22 protein-coding genes are annotated in these 21541 nt (G+C 51.0%); 9 read left to right on the top strand and 13 right to left on the bottom strand.

Annotation, left to right across the window (positions count from 1 at the left end):
• Window positions 1-48: 48 nt before the first annotated feature.
• The 4 genes from ACJJIE_RS18255 to pilG all read right to left on the bottom strand — a co-directional run bounded on the left by ACJJIE_RS18255 (window position 49) and on the right by pilG (window position 3900).
• On the bottom strand, window positions 49-2190 hold the full coding sequence (locus ACJJIE_RS18255) for a methyl-accepting chemotaxis protein (RefSeq protein WP_413664075.1): 2142 nt from the start codon (window positions 2188-2190) through the stop codon (window positions 49-51).
• A gap of 160 nt (window positions 2191-2350) precedes the next feature.
• Complete coding sequence (locus ACJJIE_RS18250; protein ID WP_444892581.1) at window positions 2351-2890, bottom strand: chemotaxis protein CheW; 540 nt, start codon at window positions 2888-2890, stop codon at window positions 2351-2353.
• A 16-nt stretch (window positions 2891-2906) separates the two neighbouring features.
• The gene (gene pilH, locus ACJJIE_RS18245) at window positions 2907-3269 is read right to left on the bottom strand and encodes a twitching motility response regulator PilH (RefSeq protein ID WP_108731421.1); all 363 of its coding nucleotides are present in this window, start codon (window positions 3267-3269) and stop codon (window positions 2907-2909) included.
• Between the two features lie 235 nt (window positions 3270-3504).
• Complete coding sequence (gene pilG / locus ACJJIE_RS18240) at window positions 3505-3900, bottom strand: twitching motility response regulator PilG (RefSeq protein WP_020413651.1); 396 nt, start codon at window positions 3898-3900, stop codon at window positions 3505-3507.
• A 350-nt stretch (window positions 3901-4250) separates the two neighbouring features.
• Between pilG and gshB the strand changes: the two genes are divergently transcribed.
• From gshB to ACJJIE_RS18195, 9 genes are all read left to right on the top strand, one after another.
• On the top strand, window positions 4251-5207 hold the full coding sequence (gshB, locus tag ACJJIE_RS18235) for a glutathione synthase (RefSeq protein WP_444892580.1): 957 nt from the start codon (window positions 4251-4253) through the stop codon (window positions 5205-5207).
• A gap of 92 nt (window positions 5208-5299) precedes the next feature.
• A complete protein-coding gene (locus tag ACJJIE_RS18230; protein ID WP_444892579.1) occupies window positions 5300-6211 on the top strand; it encodes an energy transducer TonB in 912 nt (303 codons plus the stop codon).
• Window positions 6212-6245: 34 nt separating this feature from the next.
• Complete coding sequence (locus ACJJIE_RS18225) at window positions 6246-6830, top strand: YqgE/AlgH family protein (protein WP_282930307.1); 585 nt, start codon at window positions 6246-6248, stop codon at window positions 6828-6830.
• Between the two features lie 20 nt (window positions 6831-6850).
• Complete coding sequence (gene ruvX / locus ACJJIE_RS18220) at window positions 6851-7273, top strand: Holliday junction resolvase RuvX (RefSeq protein WP_282930308.1); 423 nt, start codon at window positions 6851-6853, stop codon at window positions 7271-7273.
• A gap of 77 nt (window positions 7274-7350) precedes the next feature.
• Window positions 7351-8268: a hydroxymethylbilane synthase gene (gene hemC, locus ACJJIE_RS18215; protein ID WP_282930309.1), complete on the top strand. Its 918-nt coding sequence runs from the start codon at window positions 7351-7353 to the stop codon at window positions 8266-8268.
• 1 nt (window position 8269) lies between these two features.
• Window positions 8270-9052 carry a uroporphyrinogen-III synthase gene (locus tag ACJJIE_RS18210; RefSeq protein WP_282930310.1) on the top strand — a complete coding sequence of 261 codons (783 nt, stop codon included), beginning with the start codon at window positions 8270-8272 and terminating at the stop codon, window positions 9050-9052.
• A 120-nt stretch (window positions 9053-9172) separates the two neighbouring features.
• On the top strand, window positions 9173-10501 hold the full coding sequence (locus ACJJIE_RS18205; protein ID WP_444892578.1) for a uroporphyrinogen-III C-methyltransferase: 1329 nt from the start codon (window positions 9173-9175) through the stop codon (window positions 10499-10501).
• On the top strand, window positions 10498-11748 hold the full coding sequence (locus ACJJIE_RS18200) for a heme biosynthesis HemY N-terminal domain-containing protein (RefSeq protein WP_444892577.1): 1251 nt from the start codon (window positions 10498-10500) through the stop codon (window positions 11746-11748). Before ACJJIE_RS18205 ends, ACJJIE_RS18200 begins: the two co-directional genes overlap by 4 nt.
• Window positions 11749-11836: 88 nt before the next feature.
• Window positions 11837-12865 carry an alpha/beta fold hydrolase gene (locus ACJJIE_RS18195; protein WP_444892576.1) on the top strand — a complete coding sequence of 343 codons (1029 nt, stop codon included), beginning with the start codon at window positions 11837-11839 and terminating at the stop codon, window positions 12863-12865.
• Between the two features lie 195 nt (window positions 12866-13060).
• Here ACJJIE_RS18195 and ACJJIE_RS18190 read toward each other — a convergent pair whose 3' ends face one another.
• The 9 genes from ACJJIE_RS18190 to ACJJIE_RS18150 all read right to left on the bottom strand — a co-directional run bounded on the left by ACJJIE_RS18190 (window position 13061) and on the right by ACJJIE_RS18150 (window position 21421).
• The gene (locus ACJJIE_RS18190; RefSeq protein ID WP_444892575.1) at window positions 13061-13390 is read right to left on the bottom strand and encodes a hypothetical protein; all 330 of its coding nucleotides are present in this window, start codon (window positions 13388-13390) and stop codon (window positions 13061-13063) included.
• A 307-nt stretch (window positions 13391-13697) separates the two neighbouring features.
• The gene (locus tag ACJJIE_RS18185; protein ID WP_444892574.1) at window positions 13698-14201 is read right to left on the bottom strand and encodes a hypothetical protein; all 504 of its coding nucleotides are present in this window, start codon (window positions 14199-14201) and stop codon (window positions 13698-13700) included.
• A gap of 583 nt (window positions 14202-14784) precedes the next feature.
• On the bottom strand, window positions 14785-16251 hold the full coding sequence (gene ubiD, locus ACJJIE_RS18180) for a 4-hydroxy-3-polyprenylbenzoate decarboxylase (RefSeq protein ID WP_444892573.1): 1467 nt from the start codon (window positions 16249-16251) through the stop codon (window positions 14785-14787).
• Between the two features lie 156 nt (window positions 16252-16407).
• Window positions 16408-16677 (bottom strand): RNA-binding regulator, encoded by a 270-nt coding sequence (rbp, locus tag ACJJIE_RS18175; RefSeq protein WP_020413665.1) that lies wholly within the window; start codon window positions 16675-16677, stop codon window positions 16408-16410.
• Window positions 16678-16952: 275 nt separating this feature from the next.
• Complete coding sequence (gene rho, locus ACJJIE_RS18170; protein WP_108731406.1) at window positions 16953-18212, bottom strand: transcription termination factor Rho; 1260 nt, start codon at window positions 18210-18212, stop codon at window positions 16953-16955.
• A gap of 365 nt (window positions 18213-18577) precedes the next feature.
• Entirely contained in the window at window positions 18578-18907 is a 330-nt protein-coding gene (gene trxA, locus ACJJIE_RS18165; protein ID WP_282930316.1) for a thioredoxin TrxA, read from the bottom strand.
• A gap of 147 nt (window positions 18908-19054) precedes the next feature.
• The gene (gene hemW, locus ACJJIE_RS18160; RefSeq protein WP_444892572.1) at window positions 19055-20278 is read right to left on the bottom strand and encodes a radical SAM family heme chaperone HemW; all 1224 of its coding nucleotides are present in this window, start codon (window positions 20276-20278) and stop codon (window positions 19055-19057) included.
• A complete protein-coding gene (gene rdgB, locus ACJJIE_RS18155; RefSeq protein WP_444892571.1) occupies window positions 20262-20879 on the bottom strand; it encodes an RdgB/HAM1 family non-canonical purine NTP pyrophosphatase in 618 nt (205 codons plus the stop codon). The genes hemW and rdgB overlap by 17 nt, the downstream gene beginning before the upstream one ends.
• 92 nt (window positions 20880-20971) lie before the next feature.
• Window positions 20972-21421 carry a DUF4426 domain-containing protein gene (locus ACJJIE_RS18150; protein WP_282930319.1) on the bottom strand — a complete coding sequence of 150 codons (450 nt, stop codon included), beginning with the start codon at window positions 21419-21421 and terminating at the stop codon, window positions 20972-20974.
• Between the last annotated feature and the right edge of the window lie 120 nt (window positions 21422-21541).

Genomic DNA, 21541 nt, shown 5'->3' with positions numbered 1-21541 from the left:
CTTTTGCGCCCGGCCAACTTTCATAATGGCCGGGCATTATTGTGTGGGTTAGGCCAGGGCCCGGTCTTCGCGGGACTCCAATGAATGAGTATCTTCACCTTCAATAGCGAAAGTATCTGTATCCATTTCCGGCAACTCCACGTCATACAGCTCGCTGTTGCTTTCAACACTTTCCTCTTGCGGAAGTTTGAAACCGGCAACGGATTCGCGCAGTGCGCTGGCAGTTTGCGCCAAGTTACCAATGGACTGGGCGGTAGCTTGGGTACCCGCAGAAGTCTGCGAGGTAATTTCCTGAATCACGTTCATCGTGTTGGAAATGTGGCCTGCAGACGAAGCCTGCTGACGAGCAGCGTTAGAAATGTTCTGAATCAACGATGCCAGGTTGTTGGATACACTTTCAATTTCTTCCAGTGCAACACCCGCATCCTGGGCCAGACGAGCTCCACGTACCACCTCACTGGTGGTTTGTTCCATGGAGATTACCGCCTCGTTGGTATCGGACTGAATCGCTTTTACCAGACCTTCGATCTGCTTGGTTGCAGCTGCAGAGCGCTCCGCAAGTCGCTGTACCTCATCCGCAACCACCGCGAAGCCTCGGCCGGCATCACCGGCCATACTCGCCTGGATCGCGGCATTCAATGCAAGAATGTTGGTCTGGTCGGCAATGTCGTTAATCAAACTTACGATATCGCCAATTTCCTGGGAGGATTCACCCAGGCGCTTAATTCGCTTGGAGGTATCCTGAATCTGCTCGCGGATGTTATCCATGCCTTTGATGGTGTTCTGTACCACCTTGGCGCCATTACTTGCGATATGTACCGAGCGCTCGGCTACCTGGGCAGATTCAGAGGCGTTGGCAGATACCTGGTCAATGGTGACCGCCATTTCGTTAACCGCAGCGGAAGCTCCGGCGATCTCCTGCGCCTGGTGTTCAGAGGCCTCGGCCAAGTGCAGTGCAGTCTGCTGGGTTTCCTGGGACAAGCCAGATACTTCCTGTGCAGCACCATTAATCCGCGATACCAGCACACGCAGCTGGTCAATAGTAAAGTTAATGGAGTCGGCAATCGCACCAGTAAAGGCTTCGGTTACCGTTGCAGAGGTGGTCAAGTCACCGTCGGCGAGGTCGGCCAGCTCGTCCAGCAGCTGCATAATCGCGTGCTGGTTACGCTCGTTGGTATCTTCCTCTTTTTTCAGGTTTCGGCGGGTACCGGAGAATGCCATCGCCATCATACCGAAGATCAACAAAACGAAGACCAAAGCCAGTGCAGCAATGGTCAAGTTGTTGGGCTGGCGATCATCTGAAAGGTTTACGATTCGGTCATTCAGCGTACTCAATGCTTCAATCAGCTGGGGAGATGACGCGATAATGCCGTCAGAGGCCTGGCGGGTAGCAAACAGGGCTGGAGTTGCTTCGAAGATATCCCGTACGGAGGTGCTTACGAAGCCGAACAGCTCAGTAATTTCATCCAATGAGTGGCGAGCCTCTTCATCGGTAATACGGGAAATCCCCATCACCACATCGCCGCTCTTCATACCGTCAACCACCTTACCGAAAAGACTGGCGTCGGTATTAAACTGGTCAGCGGCGGCTTCGGCATCATCGCCACCTTGGAGCATTTTATCGATATTTCGACCAATACGCTCCGCACGCCATACCTGCAACTGGGCCTGTTCCACCTGATTTGCCGGGGCGTTGTTAGCCAGCAGAATTTCTACAATATTGTTGTGCTCCGCCTGTAATTCCGGAAGCGAGTCACTCAGCGTTGAAGCGATATCGTTAAGAAATACGATGGTTTCCTGGTTGCCGATAATCGTGTCGACCTGCTCGCGCAAGCTGCGCCAAACCTGATCGTAGGCAGACAGCTGAGCACCCAGGGCGCGGCGACTATTGTCATCCATTCGCTGAAGCTGGTTCCAGGCATTAGCCATTTCTTCGGTAACATTTTCCAGCTCGGTAAAGGCCTCACTATCGCCTGCGGTTGCCGCCGGCGCATAGGAAACTACCTGATAGGAAAGGGCCCGCAACTCGGCGACTTGCTGCAGGTACTCTTTATCCTGCTCGTCTCGAGTCTGTACCAAATAAATACTGACAATAAGCCCCGCCAGCGTGGCGAGTACCAGTAGACCTAATACCAGCGCGGCAGGGTTACTGCGCAGCGCGGAAAAGGAACTCTGGGAGCCTGGTTTCATAATTTACTCCTAGCGGGCCATTGCATTAGGCCGGTTTAATACCACTTTAGTTTTAACGCTTTAATGACAAGACCCCTCAGTCAGTGCTGTACATCCCTGCACTAATTGCGGGCCATCCGGTCGACCACCCTCGGCTACCGGAAAGAAAGAACTGGATTAGTCAGCGTAAAGCTGCATCCATAAAACGCGCATCCTTGATCAGTGCCCGCATATCGAGAACGAGCCAACGATGCTGCTGTAAAACAAACTGGCCGTGCACCATTGGCGCAAATGGTTCACTCAAATCTGTCGGTGCCTCACGGGCATACTCAAACGCCAAGTGCTGCATCCCAAACAATTTATCCACGATAAGCCCCACGTAGGTCTTATCCCTCTCGAGCACCAAAACACGACGTTGCTGGCGCGGACCTGAGAGGTAGCCGCCATAAAAAGCTGCGAGATCAATAAGGGGAAGCAGGCGACCACGAACATTAGATACGCCTTTTACCCAAGGCTGAGCGCCCGGAATAAAGGTGTGTTGTGGCACTTCGAGCAATTCCACAACGTCATCCATGGAGGCGACAAAGTGGTTATCCAGAAGAGAGAAACCGATACCGGTCCAGTAGGGTTTGATTTCCCGGCGGCCAGGCAGGCCAGTGGCCTGCGCTTTGGCGCGCCGTGCAATATCAACCAGAGCTAAATAAGGTGTTTGTGACTGCACTTTTCGCAGCTGGCTATTAGGCCAACACCTCCCCGATCGCATCCAGCAATTTGCTCTCATCGACAGGTTTGGTCAGGTAAGCCCTGGCTCCCTGGCGCATACCCCAGACACGGTCTGTATCCTGATCTTTGGTAGTTACCATAATGATCGGAATTTCACCGGTATTGCTGTCTTTGCTCAATTGGCGGGTGGCCTGGAAACCGTTGAGACCCGGCATCACAATATCCATCAGGATCAGGTCGGGGCGTTCGGCGCGGGCTACTTCAACTCCGCTTTCACCGTTGGGAGCGGTGATTACTGCGTGGCCATTTTTTTCAAGAATGGTTGTCAGCTTATGTGTTTCTGTAGGAGAGTCATCAACTATTAGTACTCTTGCCATCATTTCCCCCATGACATCTTTTCGGCAACAACTACTGCGCTCGGCGGTTTTTGTTGTGATTATCCTCGCTAGCATGTGCCGAGATGCACTATGACTACCGATAGTGTGGGTACAAAAATCAACCGGTCTGTAACAACCGGAAAATCTGTACTCTAATTAAATTTTGGTACCGAGCTTGTGGGCACAATGCCCACAATGGAGTCCGTTATCTATATTTTCTTTTTCTGTAGGCCACTTATGCGGCATGGTGCGGCTTGGCATGAGCGGAAATAGCACCCAGCAGCTCGCTCTTACTAAAAGGTTTGGTCAGATATTGATCGCAACCAACAACACGCCCTTTTGCCTTATCGAACAAACCGTCCTTACTCGACAACATTACAACAGGGGTGGAGCGGAATTCGCTGTTATTTTTTATTAACGCACATGTTTGATAGCCATCCAGGCGCGGCATCATAATATCGACAAAAATGACATCCGGACGGGAGTCCGCGATTTTTGCTAACGCATCAAAACCGTCTGTCGCGGTGACCACGGTACAGCCCGCCTTTTGCAGCAACGTCTCCGCAGTGCGGCGAATTGTCTTACTGTCGTCGATCACCATGACAGTCAGACTTTCCCAGTTAAGCTCCATAGTCTTTTTTGAATCCCCTGTTTACTTATTTTCGGGCACGCGAAAACTTTAGTTGCGCCCTTTTTTCAAACCGCTTGCGGGGTCCGGGCGCCTAGCCTGGCGAAGGTCGCACGCTGAGACGAACTTTTATCACAGAACCCCAGGCGAATCTAGCTGAGTCGACACACTGCAGGCGACGCAGTTCAAATTATCACCACTTATACATTCATTGGAGGTATTGCGTTAAGAAGGTTGCACCTTCGCAAAGCTGCTCTTACCTTATCTATCCAACAACGCTGGTAGCGGCCACAAATTTGGGAGCAAAACCAGTGATAACTGGGATAGAGATACCCAACGATTTGGAAACCCGTATGAATTATTCCCTCGGTGTGGTGATGGACCCCATCGCCCAGATCAATTTTAAAAAAGATACGACGCTTGCACTGTTACAAGCCGCACAAGATTGTGGTTTCCAGCTGTTTTATTTCGAGCAGAGCCATCTTTACCTGGAGAGTGGGCGCGCAACTGGGCGCGGCTGCCCTATGCAGGTTTTTGATGATGAGAATCGTTGGTTTTCTCTGGAAGAGTCCAGAGAAATGCCTCTCGGCGAGCTGGATGTAATCCTGATGCGTGTCGACCCCCCCTTTGATAATGAATATATTTATTCCACTTATATTCTCGAAGCCGCAGAGCGCGAAGGTGCAACGGTAGTCAACAAGCCCCAGGCGCTACGCGACTGCAATGAGAAAATTTTTGCGACAAGTTTCCCCCAGTGCTGCCCACCGGTTCTAGTCAGTCGCGATATGGCCAAGCTGCGGGAATTTCACCGAACTCATCAAGATGTCATTTTTAAACCTCTAGACGGTATGGGCGGTGCGGGCATCTTTCATTGCAAACCGGACGGCGCCAACTTGGGAGCAATTCTGGAAATGCTCACCGATCACGGCCGCCAGCAAATTATGGCGCAACGCTACATCCCCGAAATCAAAGACGGGGATAAGCGTATCCTGGTCGTTAACGGTGAAGCAATTCCCTACTGCTTGGCGCGAATTCCGGAAGCGGGGGAAACTCGTGGCAACCTTGCAGCCGGCGGACGCGGTGAAGCACGTCCCCTCACCGATAGGGACCGCTGGATCGTTGAGCAAGTCGCTCCTACTTTGAAGGAAAAAGGTCTGTTATTTGTCGGGCTGGACGTTATTGGTGACTACCTAACAGAAATTAACGTCACCAGTCCCACCTGTGTACGGGAAATCGATGCCGCTTACAATACAAACATCGCAGCTCGACTAATGAGCGGCATCACACACCTGTTGGCACAAAAAAGGTAAACTGGGTGTTTGATAACCCTCAGGGCGATTTACCACTGGGTACAAGGCTGTGTGATATACACGCCCGAATAAGTAGTAGTTGATAATAGATAATGAATTCCTCTGCCAACGCGACACAACTTCACGCAATACAACGTGATCGCTTTGTGTTCTCATTATTTCTTGCCGTCGCCCTGCACGTGCTAATTATCTTTAAGCTGGTTATTAACAAGCCGGAAGGGGCTCAGGCGCCGCCAACGCTTGAAGTAACACTTTCTCTGCAAAATTCCGCTCAAGCACCTGAGGATGCCTATTACTTGGCACAACACAACCAATTAGCCAGTGGTACTGCTGACTCTCCCAAAGAGTTATCCACTGAGCGCCGTGCAGAGTTTGCCGATACGCAAATTCATCGAGTAAACCCGTTACCCCAACAACAAGCTGCACGACCAGCTGAACAGCGACGCCTATTAGTTACCACAATTGGTGAAAGTCCGATTCAAGCTCCCGAACTTTCAGCGGAAGACAAGTTTTCTACGGAAAAACGCGGCGATGCTCCCAATGACCTGCCACTGAGTAACCCAAGAATAGCCAGCTTAGAGGCGCGCCTCGATAAAATTCGCCAGACTATTGCCGAGCGCCCCAGAGTTCGCAGGCTAACTTCTGTAGCTACCAGGGCTTCTGCAGATGCTGCATATTTACATGAGTGGCGCCAGAAAATAGAAGCTGTTGGCAACGATAACTTCCCGGAAGAAGCCCTGGAGAAACAAATTAGTGGCGAACTGCGAATGATGGTTAGACTACTTCCCACCGGAGCAGTCGAAAAAGTTGTTATCCTTCAATCTTCTGGTGAGCGTATTCTCGACGATGCGGCCCAACAAATTGTGCGACTGGCTGCACCTTTCGCCCCATTCCCAGCAGAGATAAAGAGCGAAGTGGACCGACTGGAAATCATCCGGACCTGGCAATTCGAAAGAACCGGGGGACTCACTACTTCTGCAGGGGATCTGCCCAGCCGAGGCTAAAATAGGCTTTCAACTGGCGGTTTATTAGTGATCTATGCCGAATTCGAATATTGATAGCGACCTGACTCACGGAAACCTGCGCGGCCAATTCCTTCTGGCCATGCCCGGCATGGAGGACCCGCGCTTCAAGCACGCTATCGCACTGATTGTTGAGCACAATAGCGACGGTGCCATGGGCATAGTAATCAATATGCCCAGTAAGGTGCACTGGCACGAGGTATTCGAGCAGCTGTCTCTGGAGGATCTCAGCTTGCGCGGTGACGAACCAGTTCTACTGGGCGGTCCCATGTCACCAGAGCAGGGATTTGTACTGCACGGCACCGGCATGCACTTCGACTCTACCACCGAAATCAATTCAGATATCAGCCTGACTGCCTCCAAGGACATCCTCGAATCCCTCGCCGCAGGACGCGGCCCTGACGATGTACTACTCGCCCTCGGCTACGCGGGCTGGGGGCCCGGTCAGTTGGAGCAGGAGCTGACAGAAAACGCCTGGCTGACACTGCCGGCAGAGCCCGAAACCCTATTCGCCACACCGGTCGAAAAACGCTGGCAAAGCGCCGCCGCCCGCCACGGCATCGATCTTTCCGGCCTCGGCTCCCAAGCTGGGCACGCCTAACAGAAAAATTACTGCCCCCTATGAATAAACCCGTCACAGCGCTAGCTTTTGACTTTGGAACCCGCTCGATTGGCGTAGCTTACGGCCAGAGCCTTACCGGTGGAGCACGGGAACTGGCCCCACTGCCCGCTAAAGATGGCAAGCCCAATTGGGACTCCGTCGAAGGCCTGATCAAAGAGTGGCAGCCCCACCTTTTACTGGTTGGCCTCCCCCTCAATATGGATGGCAGCGAAAGTGAATTTGGCGTGCGTGCGCGAAAATTCAGCCAGCGCCTGCACGGTCGCTATGGACTACCGGTAGAGCTGATCGACGAGCGTTTAAGCACTCGAGCCGCCAAGGAAGAGGCTAACGAACGCGGACATCGTGGCAACTACGCAAAAGACCCAGTGGACTCAATAGCCGCACGGATAATTCTCGAAGACTGGCTGCGCACCAGGGGCTAGCCCCTCGACTACAGAGAGCCTCACTGCATTGCGACTCTGTTAGAATGGCCGCTTCAACCAATAAGTGATTGAGCCGCATGTCTATAGATCGTATTCGCATTGCCACCCGACAGAGTGCTTTGGCTCTGTGGCAGGCCAACTATGTCAAAGACCGCCTGCAACAGGCGCATCCCGAACTTCTTATCGAGTTACTGCCCCTCACCAGCCGGGGTGACCAGGTTTTGGACATCCCACTAACCAAAGTGGGCGGCAAAGGCCTGTTCGTTAAAGAACTGGAAGTGGCGATGCTCGAAGGCCGTGCGGACATCGCAGTTCACTCGATGAAAGATGTCCCCATGGAATTCCCCGAAGGACTTCACCTACCGATTATTTGCGAGCGTGAAGACCCCCGCGATGCCTTTGTCAGTAATATTTATGACAGCCTTGATGACCTACCCCAGGGAGCAGTAGTCGGCACTTCCAGCTTGCGCCGACAGTGCCAATTACTTGCCCGTCGCCCGGACCTCAAAGTCACCTTTTTACGGGGCAATGTGAATACCCGACTGGCCAAGCTGGATGCCGGCGATTACGACGCAATCATCCTCGCTGCGGCCGGACTGCTGCGACTTGAGATGCCGGAACGCATCCGCAGCTTCCTGGCAACAGACATCCTGCTCCCCGCTGGTGGACAGGGCGCAGTGGGTATCGAGTCGCGCCGCGATAGCGAACTGGAAGCCTTGATCCAACCGCTCCACTGTCCGGAAACCGCAGCCCGACTCAGTGCGGAGCGCGCCCTGGTTAAGCGCCTCAACGGCGGCTGCCAAGTGCCTATCGGCTGCTACGCCGAGCTGGATGGTGACACCCTGTGGTTGCGCGGACTCGTTGGCAGTCCCGATGGCAAAACCATGATACATGCCAACAATCGTGGCCCTGCCGCTGAGGGAGAGCGCCTGGGTACTGAGCTCGCGGAACAGTTACTGGCCGATGGTGCCGATAAAATCCTCGCCGCTATCTGATATGAGCGATCTCACCTCCGACCTTCTGCAGGGCAAACGTATTCTCAGTACGCGGCCAACGCAGCAGGCTGATAACTGGTGTGCGCTACTGCGCAGCCTGGGGGCCCAGGTAGATAACATCCCCATGCTCGGCATAGAGCCAATTGAGGATCAAGCTGCCATACAGGCCTTAAAAAACTCAATCCTCGATTTCGATCAAACGGATGTCGCGATCTTTGTTTCCCAGAACGCCGTGCGCTACGGCGTAGACTGGCTTGAAGATTATTGGCCACAGTTTCCCCAGGGTCCTCGCTTTTTGGCGATCGGCGCAGCAACCGCAAGCGCCCTGGAAAAGCGCGGTATACCCAGCGAGCAAAGTGGCAATACGATGAACTCCGAGGAGCTGCTGCGCCTACCCTGTTTACAGCAGTTGGATGGGAAAAGAGTCCTTATTTTTCGCGGCTCCGGTGGCCGCCCTCTTATCGGCGACACCTTGAGTGATAGGGGTGCGCGAGTAACTTATTGCGAACTCTATCGGAGAGTGCTGCCACCGGAGGCTGCAACCTCCCTGGCTGAGTATAAATTCCAACCCGATATTATCAGTGTGCACAGCGGTGAAACACTCGATAACCTGGTTACCTGTATCCGCCAGATAAACCGCAATACACTCTTTGAAACCGCTCTTATCTGCCCGAGTATACGAGTTGCCAATCGGGCAAATGAGCTTGGTTTTGCCCGTTGCTATAGCGCGCTAAATGCCGGCGATAACGCTATGCTGGAAACACTGCGTAAAGCCCTCGGCTGATTTGCTATCGAATTCTCGACCGCTTTGCGCTAAAAATCTTAAAACGGCGTTTAGCCCGCTATTAAGGCTCGCGCCACTCGTTATAATCTGACGACATTTTCCACCTGCGCCGCCATACCCATGACCGATAAAAAAGATCAAAATATAGCCGCGACCAATGAGCCCCCGGAAAACACAAAGCCTGTAAAAGGCAAAAGTAATTTCGCCAAAGCCTCAGAGGAAAAAGCCTCTACTGGTAAAGCCAGCGGGGGTGCTGCGGCCAGTAGATCCAATGGGCTGTGGTGGTGGCTACTGTTCATCCTCCTTTTGATTGCTGTGGCCTCACTGGCCTGGTTTAACTCTCCTCAGCTGCGCGAACACCTTGGCGCTTACCTCAACTATCTTCCCGGAAAAACGGCAGCCCCGGAGAGCACCACCACTATTACCCCTGCAACGGAAGTGCCGGTTGCCGCTGAAAACACCACCCAAGCGCCGACCTCCAATATCACTTCGGAAACCCCAGCTGCTACCCCTGCCCCAACTGAACCCCAAACCCCCGATTATTCCGGGGAGTTCAATCAGCTGGAGCAGGCCGATGCCAATTTACGCAATCAACTGGAGCGACAAAATCGCACTATCGCCCAACTGCAGCAGCAACTGGCTTCCATGCAGCGCAGTGTCACCGCACAGGGAAACCGCTTGGGTCAGCTGGGAAATGTAAGCCGCGACGATTGGCAATTGGCTGAGGCAGATTATCTGTTGCGTCTAGCCAATCAGCGCCTGCTTCTCGAAGACGATAGTCGCGCTGCGCTGGGGCTGGTCGAGCGCGTGGACGAGATATTGCGCGATGTGGACTTACCGGATCTGTACGGGGTACGCCAACAGCTTGCCCGTGATATCACCTCACTGAAGCTGGTCCAAAACATCGATCGCCAGGGTTTATACCTCCGTCTCAGCGCCTTGGAAGAACAGCTAATCCGCACAAATATCCAACCACAATTCGATATGGCTTCGGCAGAACAACCCAGTGAAGAGCAGCCCACCATTGAGGAGAGTGCCCCCCTATGGAAGCGGGAGTGGCACAACTTCACCCGCTTCATGCGCGAATCGGTGCGCCCCATTGATGGAGACATCAACCCGGTAATGCTGTCCCCACAGAGTGAAGCTCGCTTTCGCCAGACTCTGCGCCTTTATATGGAGCAGGCCCAACTGGCATTGCTTCGCGGCGATACCACGGTTTACAGGGACGCTCTGGATAGTGCGCGGTCGCTACTACTCAGTTACGGCACTGCCAGTCCGCAGCGCGATGCACTGGCCCAACAACTGACGGACCTTAGCAAACAGCGCATCCAGGTCGAAATGCCCGATCTCAGCGCCTCCCAACTTGCCCTGCGCAATTATATTGAGCGCTTACACAAAACATCCGGCACCGCCGCACCAACTGCCTCGCAACAGGAGGAGAACCAGTGAAAAAACTGTTCTTCACCGCACTGGTACTACTGCTGCTCGGCGCTTTTCTACCGGAGGCTATTAACAATTATCCCGGCTACCTGGTAATCGGTATTGGCGGTGAGCTGAATAAAGGCTACGAGATGAACCTCTGGTTCGCAATTTTCTCGCTGGCAGCAGCCCTAATTATCCTCTTCTTTGCCATTTGGCTGGCTCGCAGTATCTTTCGCGGATTCCGAGGTAGTGTCGACCGGCTGAGATTTGGTCGCCAGCGTGTAGCGCGCCGACGCCTGACCAGCGGCTTGGTGGAATTTATGGAGGGCAACTGGTCCCGGGCGCGCCGTCAGCTGCTGAAGAGCGCCCCTCGATCTGAAGCCCCGCTGATCAATTATTTGGCGGCAGCGCGCAGCGCCTTTGAGCTGGGCTTTCGTGAGGAGGCTAATGAATTACTCGCCAAAGCGGAGGCCTGTGGTGAAGATACCCGCCTGGCTGTAGCCCTAAGCCAAGCTCGTATGCAGCTCCTCGATAAACATTACGAGCAGTGTATTGCCAGCCTGGAGCGCGCCAAGCAGCTCGAGCCGAAACATCCTGCCCTGTTACAACTTCTCAAGCAGGCTTATTACCTTCTGGGTGACTGGAGCCGTCTTCGCGCACTACTGCCCGAATTGGAGAAACATGCGAACATGCCCGAAGCTGAGCTGCACCAGCTTGAACTCGAGGTGTATCAACATCAGCTGACCGAAGCAGCTAATCGCAAAGATATCGATAAATTACACAATACCTGGCAAAGCCTGAGTGGCCGCTGGCAACGCAACGAAGCCCTGCGCAGCCTCTACGCACAGCAACTGCATCGGATTGGTGAAGATACAGAGGCAGAGAAGCATTTGCGCTGGCTACTCAATCGAGCTTGGGACCCCAAGCTTGCCGAACTCTACGGCTGCTTGGTGGGGGCCGCCCCTGCGGCACAAATATCAGCAGCTGAAGGTTGGCTGAAAGAGTATGGGGAGAGTGCCGCACTGCTAACCTGTCTCGGACGCCTCTCAATGCGCAATGAACTTTGGGGCAAAGCTCAGCAATATTTTGAGAAAAGCCTGTTGTTGCGCCAAGATCCCGCTACCTCCGCTGAACTGGCTCGCCTATTTCAATCCCTTGGGGAAAAAGATAAAGCAGCAAAACTCTATGAGGAAGGCTTACTACAAGCAGTCAAGGACTTGCCCCAGTTGCCTATGCCCAGTCAAGGCACTCCCCTACTAGGCGCTCACGCCTGAGTCATCTCCCCTGAAAGGCCGACGGGCCTTTCAGCCACTCCCCAATTGCCCCTATAGTGAACTCCCGTTTACCAATAAGGACACGGCTGTGACCCTCTTTGTGCGCTACATAGTTGCCTTACTTTTTACCGTCAGTGTGTTTTTTACTGGCCATGCATCCGCTGAATATTCAGTAACTCCTCAAGATAAAGCCTTAACTGATTACGAATATCCCTATCCAGTTCATCACTTTCATTTCGAACAACAGGGGCAACCACTGGCAATGGCCTTTATGGATGTACCTCCTGCAGAGGGTAGAGATGCAAGAGGCACGGTACTCCTGTTACACGGTAAGAATTTTTCGGCGGCTTATTGGAAGGAGACTATCTCCCAACTCAGTCAGCTAGGGTACCGGGTTATAGCGCCGGACCAGATCGGTTTCGGAAAATCCAGTAAACCGTTAACCCAATACACTTTTCAGGGACTTAGCAACAATACCAAGGTTTTATTGGATAAATTGAAAATAAAAGAGGTTATGGTAGTTGGGCACTCTATGGGAGGCATGCTGGCTACCCGGTTTACCCTGATGTACCCGGAGCGAGTCAAAAAGCTAGCACTTGTAAACCCTATAGGCCTTGAAGACTGGAAGCGATGGGTTCCCTATGAACCTTTGGACCAAGCGATTGCTCGCGAAAAAAAACAAACTCCAGAATCTATCAAACGCTACATGAGTAAAGCCTACTTTTTTGAGCAGTGGCGCGAAGAATATAACCCGCTACTGGATATTCAAGCTGGCTGGACCCTGGGACCCGATGCGGCTCATATGGCAACCGTGGATGCCCTAACCTCCGAAATGGTATTCACTCAACCGGTACTTTATGAGTTTGCCAATATCAAGGTGCCCACCCTACTGATTATAGGTACCCGAGATCGAACAGCTATTGGCCGCGCCCGTGCGCCTGAAGCTGTACAAGAAAAATTAGGCCGGTACGATCAATTGGGCAAGCGTACAGCAGCAGAAATCCCCAAAGCCGAATTAGTTGAGATGGAGGGGGTTGGACATTTACCCCAGTTCGAAGCCTTTCCAACTTATATTGATGTTTTAAGTAAATTTCTTGCGGCTCCTATTGGAAAGTAGGACCTACAGCCTGCCCAGTAGAAACCCTATCTAGGAAACACATTATTGGCACGGAGGCTGATGTGTAGAACATCCATTTTCAGAAAGTTATAGCTTGCACACAAGGAAACTATTAGTAATCAATGATAGTGCAAATGGCGATTTAACATTCAATAAGTCGCCGCTTGCAGATTTTCTACGAGAATTTATTTCGTTTTAAACAGCCCAGGGCAATCCCACAAAGAGTAGCATGGCAAAATAAGTAATTACCCCTTGCAAAAGGGAGATTAGAATAGCCTTTAAAAAACCCGTACCAAGTACCAGCATATAGGCAATAGCAGCCAGGGGAATTGTCATTAAAATCCCAGCGCTATCCGTCACACCCGGCAACATGCCGCCAACAATTCTTTGAATAATTAGGGCCAATAGCAAAGCGAAAAGACAATAAAATACACCCGTATTTTTCGCCCCCAACATGGCAGCTGCCAACTTCAGAGGCAGAACAAGAACTGCCACCATAATAATTACAAAAATAATTAATTCCATTTGTTACCTCTCCATTTAATTTTAGTTATTTACTCACTTCCAACTTCTACCGTTTCCCAACTCCAGGAATTAGATATCCACTTGTTTTCAATGCAGCATGTCGTCATACGCAAAAACACAATCCGGGCATAGCGCGCACTGTCACCCCATGCCAATAAGCTGGCAACAGCATGCAAATTCAGTCGCGAATCATACTTATATAAACCAAAACCACAATAAAGTTCACAAATAAAAAAGCTGGCGCGAATTTCGCTCCAGCTTTGAGAAATAATACATCTAAACTATCAGTTAATAACGATTTGGCAGCTTATTTACGTACCAGAGTCAAGGATGAGGGTAACTGCTCCCCGTTCTTCAAGTAAGTCTCTTCCCGTTGTAACTTGCCGTTACCTAACCAGGTAAAAGTGAGGCTATCCAGACGACTCTTACTGTCCAAAGTAAAATTAGTTACATCCTTGAAAGAGAATGCCAAAGTATCTTCAGCACTATTTTTTTGCCAGCTTAACCTGGGCTGATTACCCTGGGGGCAATAGTGCGTCACTATTAAATTGTCGTTATCCAAGTGGTAGGCCGTCAGGGAATGTTGGTGCCCGTTATAGAGCCAACTTTCCAGTACCACACTTCCCCCAGCTGTATCGGAAAAACTAATAACAAAATCGTCATTTTCCGCCCCTTCCTCTCGCCACTCTCCGGCTAGCCCTTTGATCCTCTCAAAAATTGCCTCTGCACCATTATCCTGGCTGGCAATCACAGGCTGAAATATTTCTATCCCAAAAAATAGAACTACTAGTTTTGATAAATTCCCTATCATATTCTCATCCAACCTTAGAAAAATACACAACAAGAAAGAACCTCCTAAAAATAAAAATTTCCGGAGTAGTCATCCTACAGTTGTTTTTTATATTTTCATGAGACAAATAGCAATACGCTTCATCGAATTCTCCGATTTAATACCCATGTCTCTGCTCATCAAGATAATAAACTATATTTAATTTCTAATTCAAAAATAAATGCCGACAAATACACTCGGATTAGCCCCCACACTTTTATTCTGGCAATGGCTATTCAAGGTATGGCTGCCTACCAAATAACTACAGATATAAACTCTTCGATATTATTATTTACAGCATTTTATTCCTGCTCACTTGGTACTAATACCAAAATATGAAAACAACTATCCCTATCAGGCGTACTAAATAAATTCTCCTCATTAAAGCATTCCTTATAGTTAATTCAGAGCCACGGTCGACCCCATACCTAACTGCGACGCCAGCAATAAAAATTATATATGTAGAGAAAGAGGAAAAATAAAGAGTGACCGCTAAGCGGTCACTGTACTGAGCGCCATCAGAGGCGCTTATTCGGACGGGGGTGCTGAGAATATAACGCCGTGCTTATTCGAGGCCCAATTTAGACCATATTTCATCAACCTTTTTAACCACATTCGGGTCGCGCTCAATAGGTACACCCCACTCCCGACTAGTTTCACCTTCCCATTTATTAGTCGCATCAAAACCTATTTTTGAGCCTAAACCGGAGACCGGCGAAGCAAAATCCAAATAATCAATCGGAGTATTTTCTACCATCACCGTATCCCGCGCCGGGTCCATACGCGTGGTCATCGCCCAGATTACATCTTTCCAATCCCTGGCATTGACGTCTTCGTCAGCGACAATAACAAACTTGGTGTACATAAACTGACGCAGGAAAGACCAGACACCCATCATTACCCGCTTGGCGTGACCCGCATACTGCTTCTTCATGGTGACCACGGCGAGACGGTAAGAACATCCCTCCGGCGGCAAATAGAAATCGACAATTTCAGGAAATTGCTTTTGCAGGATTGGCACAAAAACCTCGTTTAAAGCCTCGCCTAAAATCGCAGGTTCATCCGGTGGGCGCCCGGTATAGGTGCTGTGGTAAATGGGATTTTTACGGTGCGTAACCTTCTCTACCGTAAACACAGGGAAGCTGTCCACTTCGTTGTAGTAACCGGTGTGGTCCCCATAGGGCCCCTCATCAGCCATATCATCGGGATAGATAAATCCCTCCAGAACATATTCGGCACTGGCAGGCACCTGAAGATCACTGAGTAAGGCATCAGTCACTTCTGTCTTATCCCCCCGCAGCAGGCCGGCAAAGGCATACTCAGACAAAGTATCCGGCACCGGGGTAACGGCCCCCAGAATTGTGGCGGGATCGGCACCCAGGGCAACAGCTACCGGATAGGGTTCACCGGGATGCTTCTTACACCAGTCCCGATAATCCAGCGCACCCCCGCGATGACTGAGCCAGCGCATTATCAGGCGGTTCTTTCCGATTAATTGCATCCTGTATATGCCCAGGTTTTGCCGTTTCTTCTCAGGCCCTCGGGTAATTACTAAGGGCCAAGTGACCAGCGGAGCGGCATCTCCCGGCCAGCAGGTTTGGATTGGCAGCTGATGAAGATCAACCTGATCCTTCTCAAGGACCACCTGTTGGCAAGCGGCACCCTTTACGACTTTTGGCCCCATATTCAGGACCTGCTTAAAGACCGGCAACTTCTCCCAGGCATCGCGGAGATTTTCCGGTGGCTGCGGCTCCTTGAGAAAAGCCAGCAGTTCTCCCACTTCACGCAGTTCGGCAACACTCTCTCTTCCCATCCCCAGGGCGACTCGCTCTGGTGTTCCGAAAAGATTGGCAAGAACTGGGGTCTCAAAGCCTACCGGGTTCTCAAACAACAATGCAGGCCCCTCAGCTCGCAATACGCGATCGGAAATTTCTGTCATTTCCAAAATGGGGTCAACAGGGTGCTTGATTCGTTTTAGTAGGCCGCGCTTTTCCAGCAACTTAATAAAGTCGCGTAGATCTTTATATTTCATGGGCTAACAAGGCGTGACTATAAACCAGAGCGCAGTGTAAAACAGAAGGCGCAGGATGGGTAACAACACACCAATTGGAATGAAGAGAGAGGAGGGAGGGAGTCGCGGCTCGCAAGCCTGGGCTGCGAGCCGCGGAAATAATAAGCTTTTTACAGCTTAGAAGCGGGGGCGACGCGGACGATCTTCGCGAGGCTTAGCTTCGTTAACGCGGATGTTACGGCCAGACAGCGGTTGGTCGTTCATCTCTTCGATAGCTTTGCGCGCTTCATCGTCGTTAGGCATTTCTACGAAACCGAAGCCTTTAGAGCGGCCAGTCTCACGGTCGGTGATAACAGTAGCCCGAGAGATCTCTCCGAATGCACCAAAAGCTTCGTGCAGGTCGTCAGAGGTTACCGCGTAGGCCAGATTTCCAATATAGATATTCACAAAAGGTTCTCACTAGGTGTGTGGGCTGTCGTGCAGTCACAAATGGATAACCAGCTCCACCAGATTAACCATTTGAGATTGGCCCTTTGCGGAGAAATAAACCCCTGGGCCAATTCAGTAAGGCGCGTTGCCTAAAATCCATATCAAGCGCCACAATGTGGAACTTTATATGCCTATTGGCTCGCCTTTTCAACAGTAATAGACGCAATTAATCGTCTTATTCTGCTCCTAATAAATAAAGAGCGCCTTTTTAGGCGCTACTTTATATACAAAAATTATTTCCGTTTCATGGATAGGAAGAATTCGTCATTTGTCTTGAAATCTTTCAATTTATCCACTAGGAATTCAGTCGATGCAACATCTTCCATATCGTGTAACAGCTTACGCAAAATCCACACTCGCTGCAGCTCGCCCTCAGGCATTAACAGCTCTTCCCGGCGAGTGCCGGATCTGCGCACATTAATGGCCGGATATACGCGTTTTTCAGCAATTTTGCGATCCAGCTGCAATTCCATATTACCGGTACCTTTAAATTCCTCGAAAATCACTTCGTCCATTTTCGAGCCGGTATCGATAAGTGCAGTAGCAATAATAGACAGACTTCCGCCTTCTTCAATATTTCGCGCTGCCCCAAAGAAGCGCTTCGGACGCTCTAAGGCGTGAGCATCAACACCACCGGTTAATACTTTACCGGAGCTAGGAACTGTTGTGTTGTAAGCGCGAGCCAGGCGGGTGATAGAGTCGAGCAAGATAACCACATCTTTCTTGTGCTCAACCAGGCGCTTGGCTTTTTCAATTACCATTTCCGCTACTTGTACGTGACGCGCCGGTGGCTCGTCAAAAGTAGAGGCAACAACCTCACCGCGCACGGAGCGCTGCATTTCTGTCACTTCCTCAGGACGCTCGTCAATCAGAAGTACGATCAAATGGCACTCTGGATTATTGCGCGTAATGGCCTGTGCCATATTTTGCAACATGATTGTTTTACCGGCCTTCGGCGGCGCAACAATCAAGCCGCGCTGGCCTTTCCCGATTGGAGCTACAAGATCAATAATACGACCAATCAGGTCTTCGGAGGAGCCGTTTCCGCACTCGAGGGTGAGGCGATCGTTGGGGAAAAGAGGAGTGAGGTTTTCGAAAAGAATTTTGTTACGTGCGTTTTCCGGTTTGTCAAAATTAATTTCGTTAACTTTTAATAAGGCAAAATATCTTTCACCTTCTTTCGGTGGGCGAATCTTTCCGGAAATTGAGTCACCCGTACGTAAATTAAATCGGCGAATCTGACTTGGAGATACATATATATCATCCGGTCCCGCAAGATAAGAGGAGTCAGCAGAACGCAAAAATCCAAAACCATCTTGAAGGATTTCTAATACGCCGTCGCCATAAATATCTTCACCGCTTTTGGCGTGGCGCTTGAGGATATTGAAAATAATATCCTGCTTGCGCGAACGGGCCAGGTTTTCAAGGCCCATGCCTTTGGCTATTTCAATCAACTCTTCAATGGGTTTGGTTTTTAATTCGGAGAGATTCATACCAATTGCTTATTAATGTTTCTGTTGTCATATGGCGCGGACACGCCTGAAATTTTGAGGAGGGGTTTGATATTAGAGATTAGCTCGTTTATTTACCCGATACACCTAGGTACCTTTTCCTACCAAGACCACAGTACTCAGTAAACTTTTGCTCTCCATAATCAATTTATGGAGCATTATCAGAACAAGTTCAACTCGAGGAGTATACGCGCCGGGGATGGTCAGGGACCCTGTGGAGGGGCGTTTTGTCAGCTCGTCTCATTTAATTCAAGACCGCTGAACTATTTCAGAATTACAGCCAGTATAACGGGTGTTTCCAATCCTGCAAAGAAATTTACCCCCTTTGCAGGATGGAAACGACAGTCTTACAGCTGACCGTCGATAAACTCAGTCAGCTGCGCGCGGGACAGTGCGCCGACTTTAGTACCTTCGACATTGCCGCCTTTGAACAGCAGCAGCGTGGGGATACCACGGACATTGTATTTGGCCGGGCTCTCTTTATTCGCATCAACGTCTACTTTTACGATCTTCAACTTATCGCCGTAGTGGCCTGCCAGGTCTTCCAGCACTGGAGCGATCATCTTGCACGGACCGCACCACTGTGCCCAAAAATCTACCAACACCGGGCCTTCAGCTTTGAGAACTTCTGCTTCGAATTCAGCGTCAGATACGTTGACGATTGAGTGCTCGCTCATATTGCATTCCTGTTCTTTAGTTACTCGATGCGTGGGCACCGCCAACGCATCTTCTCACGGTCACAGCGGTGGTTATACAGCTGCGATGCACCATTGCCCTCAAAATTGGGGCGCAAAATGGGATTTCAAGTCTTTCCTGCCACAGACTTACGCCTGCTCCAGGAAGCGCTGCAAAATCTCATCGATATAGTCAAAGCCAAAAGCCGTGGCAGCAACCCGCTTATCGAGACACTCTACAAGCTCCATTGCCATCAGGGTAGGCCATTGTTTTTGCAGCTCGGACATCGGCAGCCCGGTGTAGCGGGTAAAAGTATCACTGGGAACACCATCCGCCAGGCGAAGGGCATTCATAAGAAACTCCAGTGGCAAATCCTCATTCTCAACCCTGTCAGTATGGGGTTCGGACAAGGCACTATGCAGCAGCTCGGGATGTTGCCTGGCGATAGACAAGTAGTCCCTCGGAGTACGTGTGCGACGACTGCGCAGAATTTGCCCAGTTTCAGCTAGGGTTACCTTGCCATGAGCACCTGCACCAATCCCCAGATAATCTCCGAATGACCAATAATTAATATTATGGCGGGATTCAAGTTCGGGTTTGCTATAAGCCGACACCTCGTAACGACGATAGCCCTCGGACGCCAGTAGTTCGCGTCCGCTGCCCTGCATACTGGCGATCAGCTGGGAGCCGGGGGTGACTGGTGGCGCACTGTAGAATGCAGTATTTGGCTCAATCGTTAATTGGTACCAGGAAATATGCTCTGGAGCCAAGGAAATTGCTCGGCGCAAATCGCCAAGGGCTTCTGCCTCAGTCTGATTGGGCAATCCGTGCATCAGGTCGAGGTTAATATTGTCAAAGCCCGCGCGACGCGCCATCGCCAGGGCACCTTCGGCCTCTTCTCCGCTGTGAATACGTCCCAACTGCTGTAGCTGATTGGAATCGAAGCTTTGCACTCCAATAGAAAGACGGTTAACTCCAGCAGATCGATAGCCAGTGAACTTGGCTTGCTCAAAAGTGCCGGGGTTGGCCTCCAGGGTTATCTCGATCCCCTCAGCAAAACCCACCACCTGCTCAGCAGCCTCCAGGATCTGCCCAATTGCTTGGGGGGAGAACAGGCTCGGCGTACCACCACCAAAAAAGATGGATTGTAATTTTCGCCCGTGCACCCAGGGCAACTGGCTGATCAGATCCAGGCGCAACTGCGCCACATACTCGGATTCCGGTAGGGCGTAGTCGGAATTAGCCCGGTCTCTATCAGCCTGGTGGGAGTTGAAATCACAATAGGGACATTTGCGCACACACCAGGGGATATGGATATACAGGCTCAGCGGTGGCAGCTGTAATTCAGCAATCTGATCAGGCAAGGTCGGCACCCTGCATATTTTGCTGCCATAAAAGCTCAAATTGAGACATAGCCTGGGCCCTGTGGCTCAGTCGATTCTTCAAGTCTCTCGGCAGTTCAGCGGAGGTCATTCCCTCAGATTCAACAAAAAACAGCGGGTCATAACCAAAACCCTGCTCTCCCGCCGGCTCCCGCAAAATTGTCCCGCTCCACTTTGCACTAGATACCAAAGGCACCGGGTCATCCCATTGCCGCACAAAAGCCAACGCGCAGTGGAAACTGGCAGTGCGATGCTTAGATTCAACATCAACCATGGCCTCCAATAACTTCGCATTGTTTTTTTCATCAGTCGCCCCGACACCTGAGTAGCGTGCAGAGTAAATTCCCGGCGCACCACTCAATGCATCTACCGACAGCCCGGAGTCATCGGCTAATGCCGGCAGGCCACTGATACGGCTGGCGTGGCGGGCCTTAATCAAAGCATTCTCAATAAAGCTCAATCCGGTCTCATCAGCGTCACTTACCCCAAAGTCAGACTGAGGAAGAACCTGTATATCCCATGAGGCGAACAGCTGTGAAAATTCGCGAAGTTTGCCGGCATTACCGCTGGCAAGAACAATTTTATTTACCATATTGCTTCAAACAAAAAGCGGGCCTCGGCCCGCGGTGAATCTTAAAGAAGGGGTTTCGACCAGCTCTCAGCTAGCGGAACCTTGGCAGATGTCTATCGGTTCAATCTGCGACGGAAAGTAATCGTCTCACTTTTACCATTGGGCAGCTTGATATCTACGTTAAAGGTAAGGGTCTCCTCATCCTCAAAGCGCAGGGGTGCGAGATAGTAAACAGCATCCCCTTCCCGAATTTCTTTGAACTTAAGTGGTCTTGACTGCTGGATCAGGTTGGTAGCTGTGCCAGACATCTCAGCGCTGAGGCCATGGGTTCCGCCCTCTTTCTTGACGACAGAGACATTTACATAGGCCCGATCTTTTGCTCGAGCCAACTGGTACTGACGGGCGATATCCGGCTGGATAAAATCGCTATTGAACACTGAATAGACTACTCGATAGTCGCCAAAATCAGCGTAGTTCTTAATCGTACGCGCTTCTTGCGCGGCAGCGCCGACAGATAAAAATAGCAAGGCCACAAAAGCAGCCAGGGTAAGGATGCGTTTCACGCTCCACCTCCAGTTGTTATAGGCACCACCTCTCCCAGCAGGTTTGGTGGTCAATTCCAGTCAGGCTCCCTCAGGAGTGCCTTTCTCGATCTATTTATCGCGCCAAAGTCCTCCACAAAA

It is taken from the genome of Microbulbifer maximicatervae (SeqCode) (genome assembly GCF_052467325.1).
Note: the sequence above shows the minus strand (reverse complement) of the source record. Positions and strands in the feature narration are given on the sequence as shown.

Excerpts from the sequence above, each read along its gene's own strand:
- ruvX (WP_282930308.1), top strand. The coding sequence starts at position 6,851 with ATGAATAAACCCGTCACAGCGCTAGCTTTTGACTTTGGAACCCGCTCG.
- hemC (WP_282930309.1), top strand. The coding sequence starts at position 7,351 with ATGTCTATAGATCGTATTCGCATTGCCACCCGACAGAGTGCTTTGGCT.
- ACJJIE_RS18190 (WP_444892575.1), bottom strand. The coding sequence starts at position 13,390 with ATGGAATTAATTATTTTTGTAATTATTATGGTGGCAGTTCTTGTTCTG.
- ACJJIE_RS18225 (WP_282930307.1), top strand. The coding sequence starts at position 6,246 with ATGCCGAATTCGAATATTGATAGCGACCTGACTCACGGAAACCTGCGC.
- ACJJIE_RS18255 (WP_413664075.1), bottom strand. The coding sequence starts at position 2,190 with ATGAAACCAGGCTCCCAGAGTTCCTTTTCCGCGCTGCGCAGTAACCCT.
- pilG (WP_020413651.1), bottom strand. The coding sequence starts at position 3,900 with ATGGAGCTTAACTGGGAAAGTCTGACTGTCATGGTGATCGACGACAGT.
- trxA (WP_282930316.1), bottom strand. The coding sequence starts at position 18,907 with ATGAGCGAGCACTCAATCGTCAACGTATCTGACGCTGAATTCGAAGCA.
- pilH (WP_108731421.1), bottom strand. The coding sequence starts at position 3,269 with ATGGCAAGAGTACTAATAGTTGATGACTCTCCTACAGAAACACATAAG.
- ACJJIE_RS18230 (WP_444892579.1), top strand. The coding sequence starts at position 5,300 with ATGAATTCCTCTGCCAACGCGACACAACTTCACGCAATACAACGTGAT.
- gshB (WP_444892580.1), top strand. The coding sequence starts at position 4,251 with ATGAATTATTCCCTCGGTGTGGTGATGGACCCCATCGCCCAGATCAAT.
- ubiD (WP_444892573.1), bottom strand. The coding sequence starts at position 16,251 with ATGAAATATAAAGATCTACGCGACTTTATTAAGTTGCTGGAAAAGCGC.
- ACJJIE_RS18205 (WP_444892578.1), top strand. The coding sequence starts at position 9,173 with ATGACCGATAAAAAAGATCAAAATATAGCCGCGACCAATGAGCCCCCG.
- ACJJIE_RS18185 (WP_444892574.1), bottom strand. The coding sequence starts at position 14,201 with ATGATAGGGAATTTATCAAAACTAGTAGTTCTATTTTTTGGGATAGAA.
- ACJJIE_RS18210 (WP_282930310.1), top strand. The coding sequence starts at position 8,270 with ATGAGCGATCTCACCTCCGACCTTCTGCAGGGCAAACGTATTCTCAGT.
- rdgB (WP_444892571.1), bottom strand. The coding sequence starts at position 20,879 with ATGGTAAATAAAATTGTTCTTGCCAGCGGTAATGCCGGCAAACTTCGC.
- rho (WP_108731406.1), bottom strand. The coding sequence starts at position 18,212 with ATGAATCTCTCCGAATTAAAAACCAAACCCATTGAAGAGTTGATTGAA.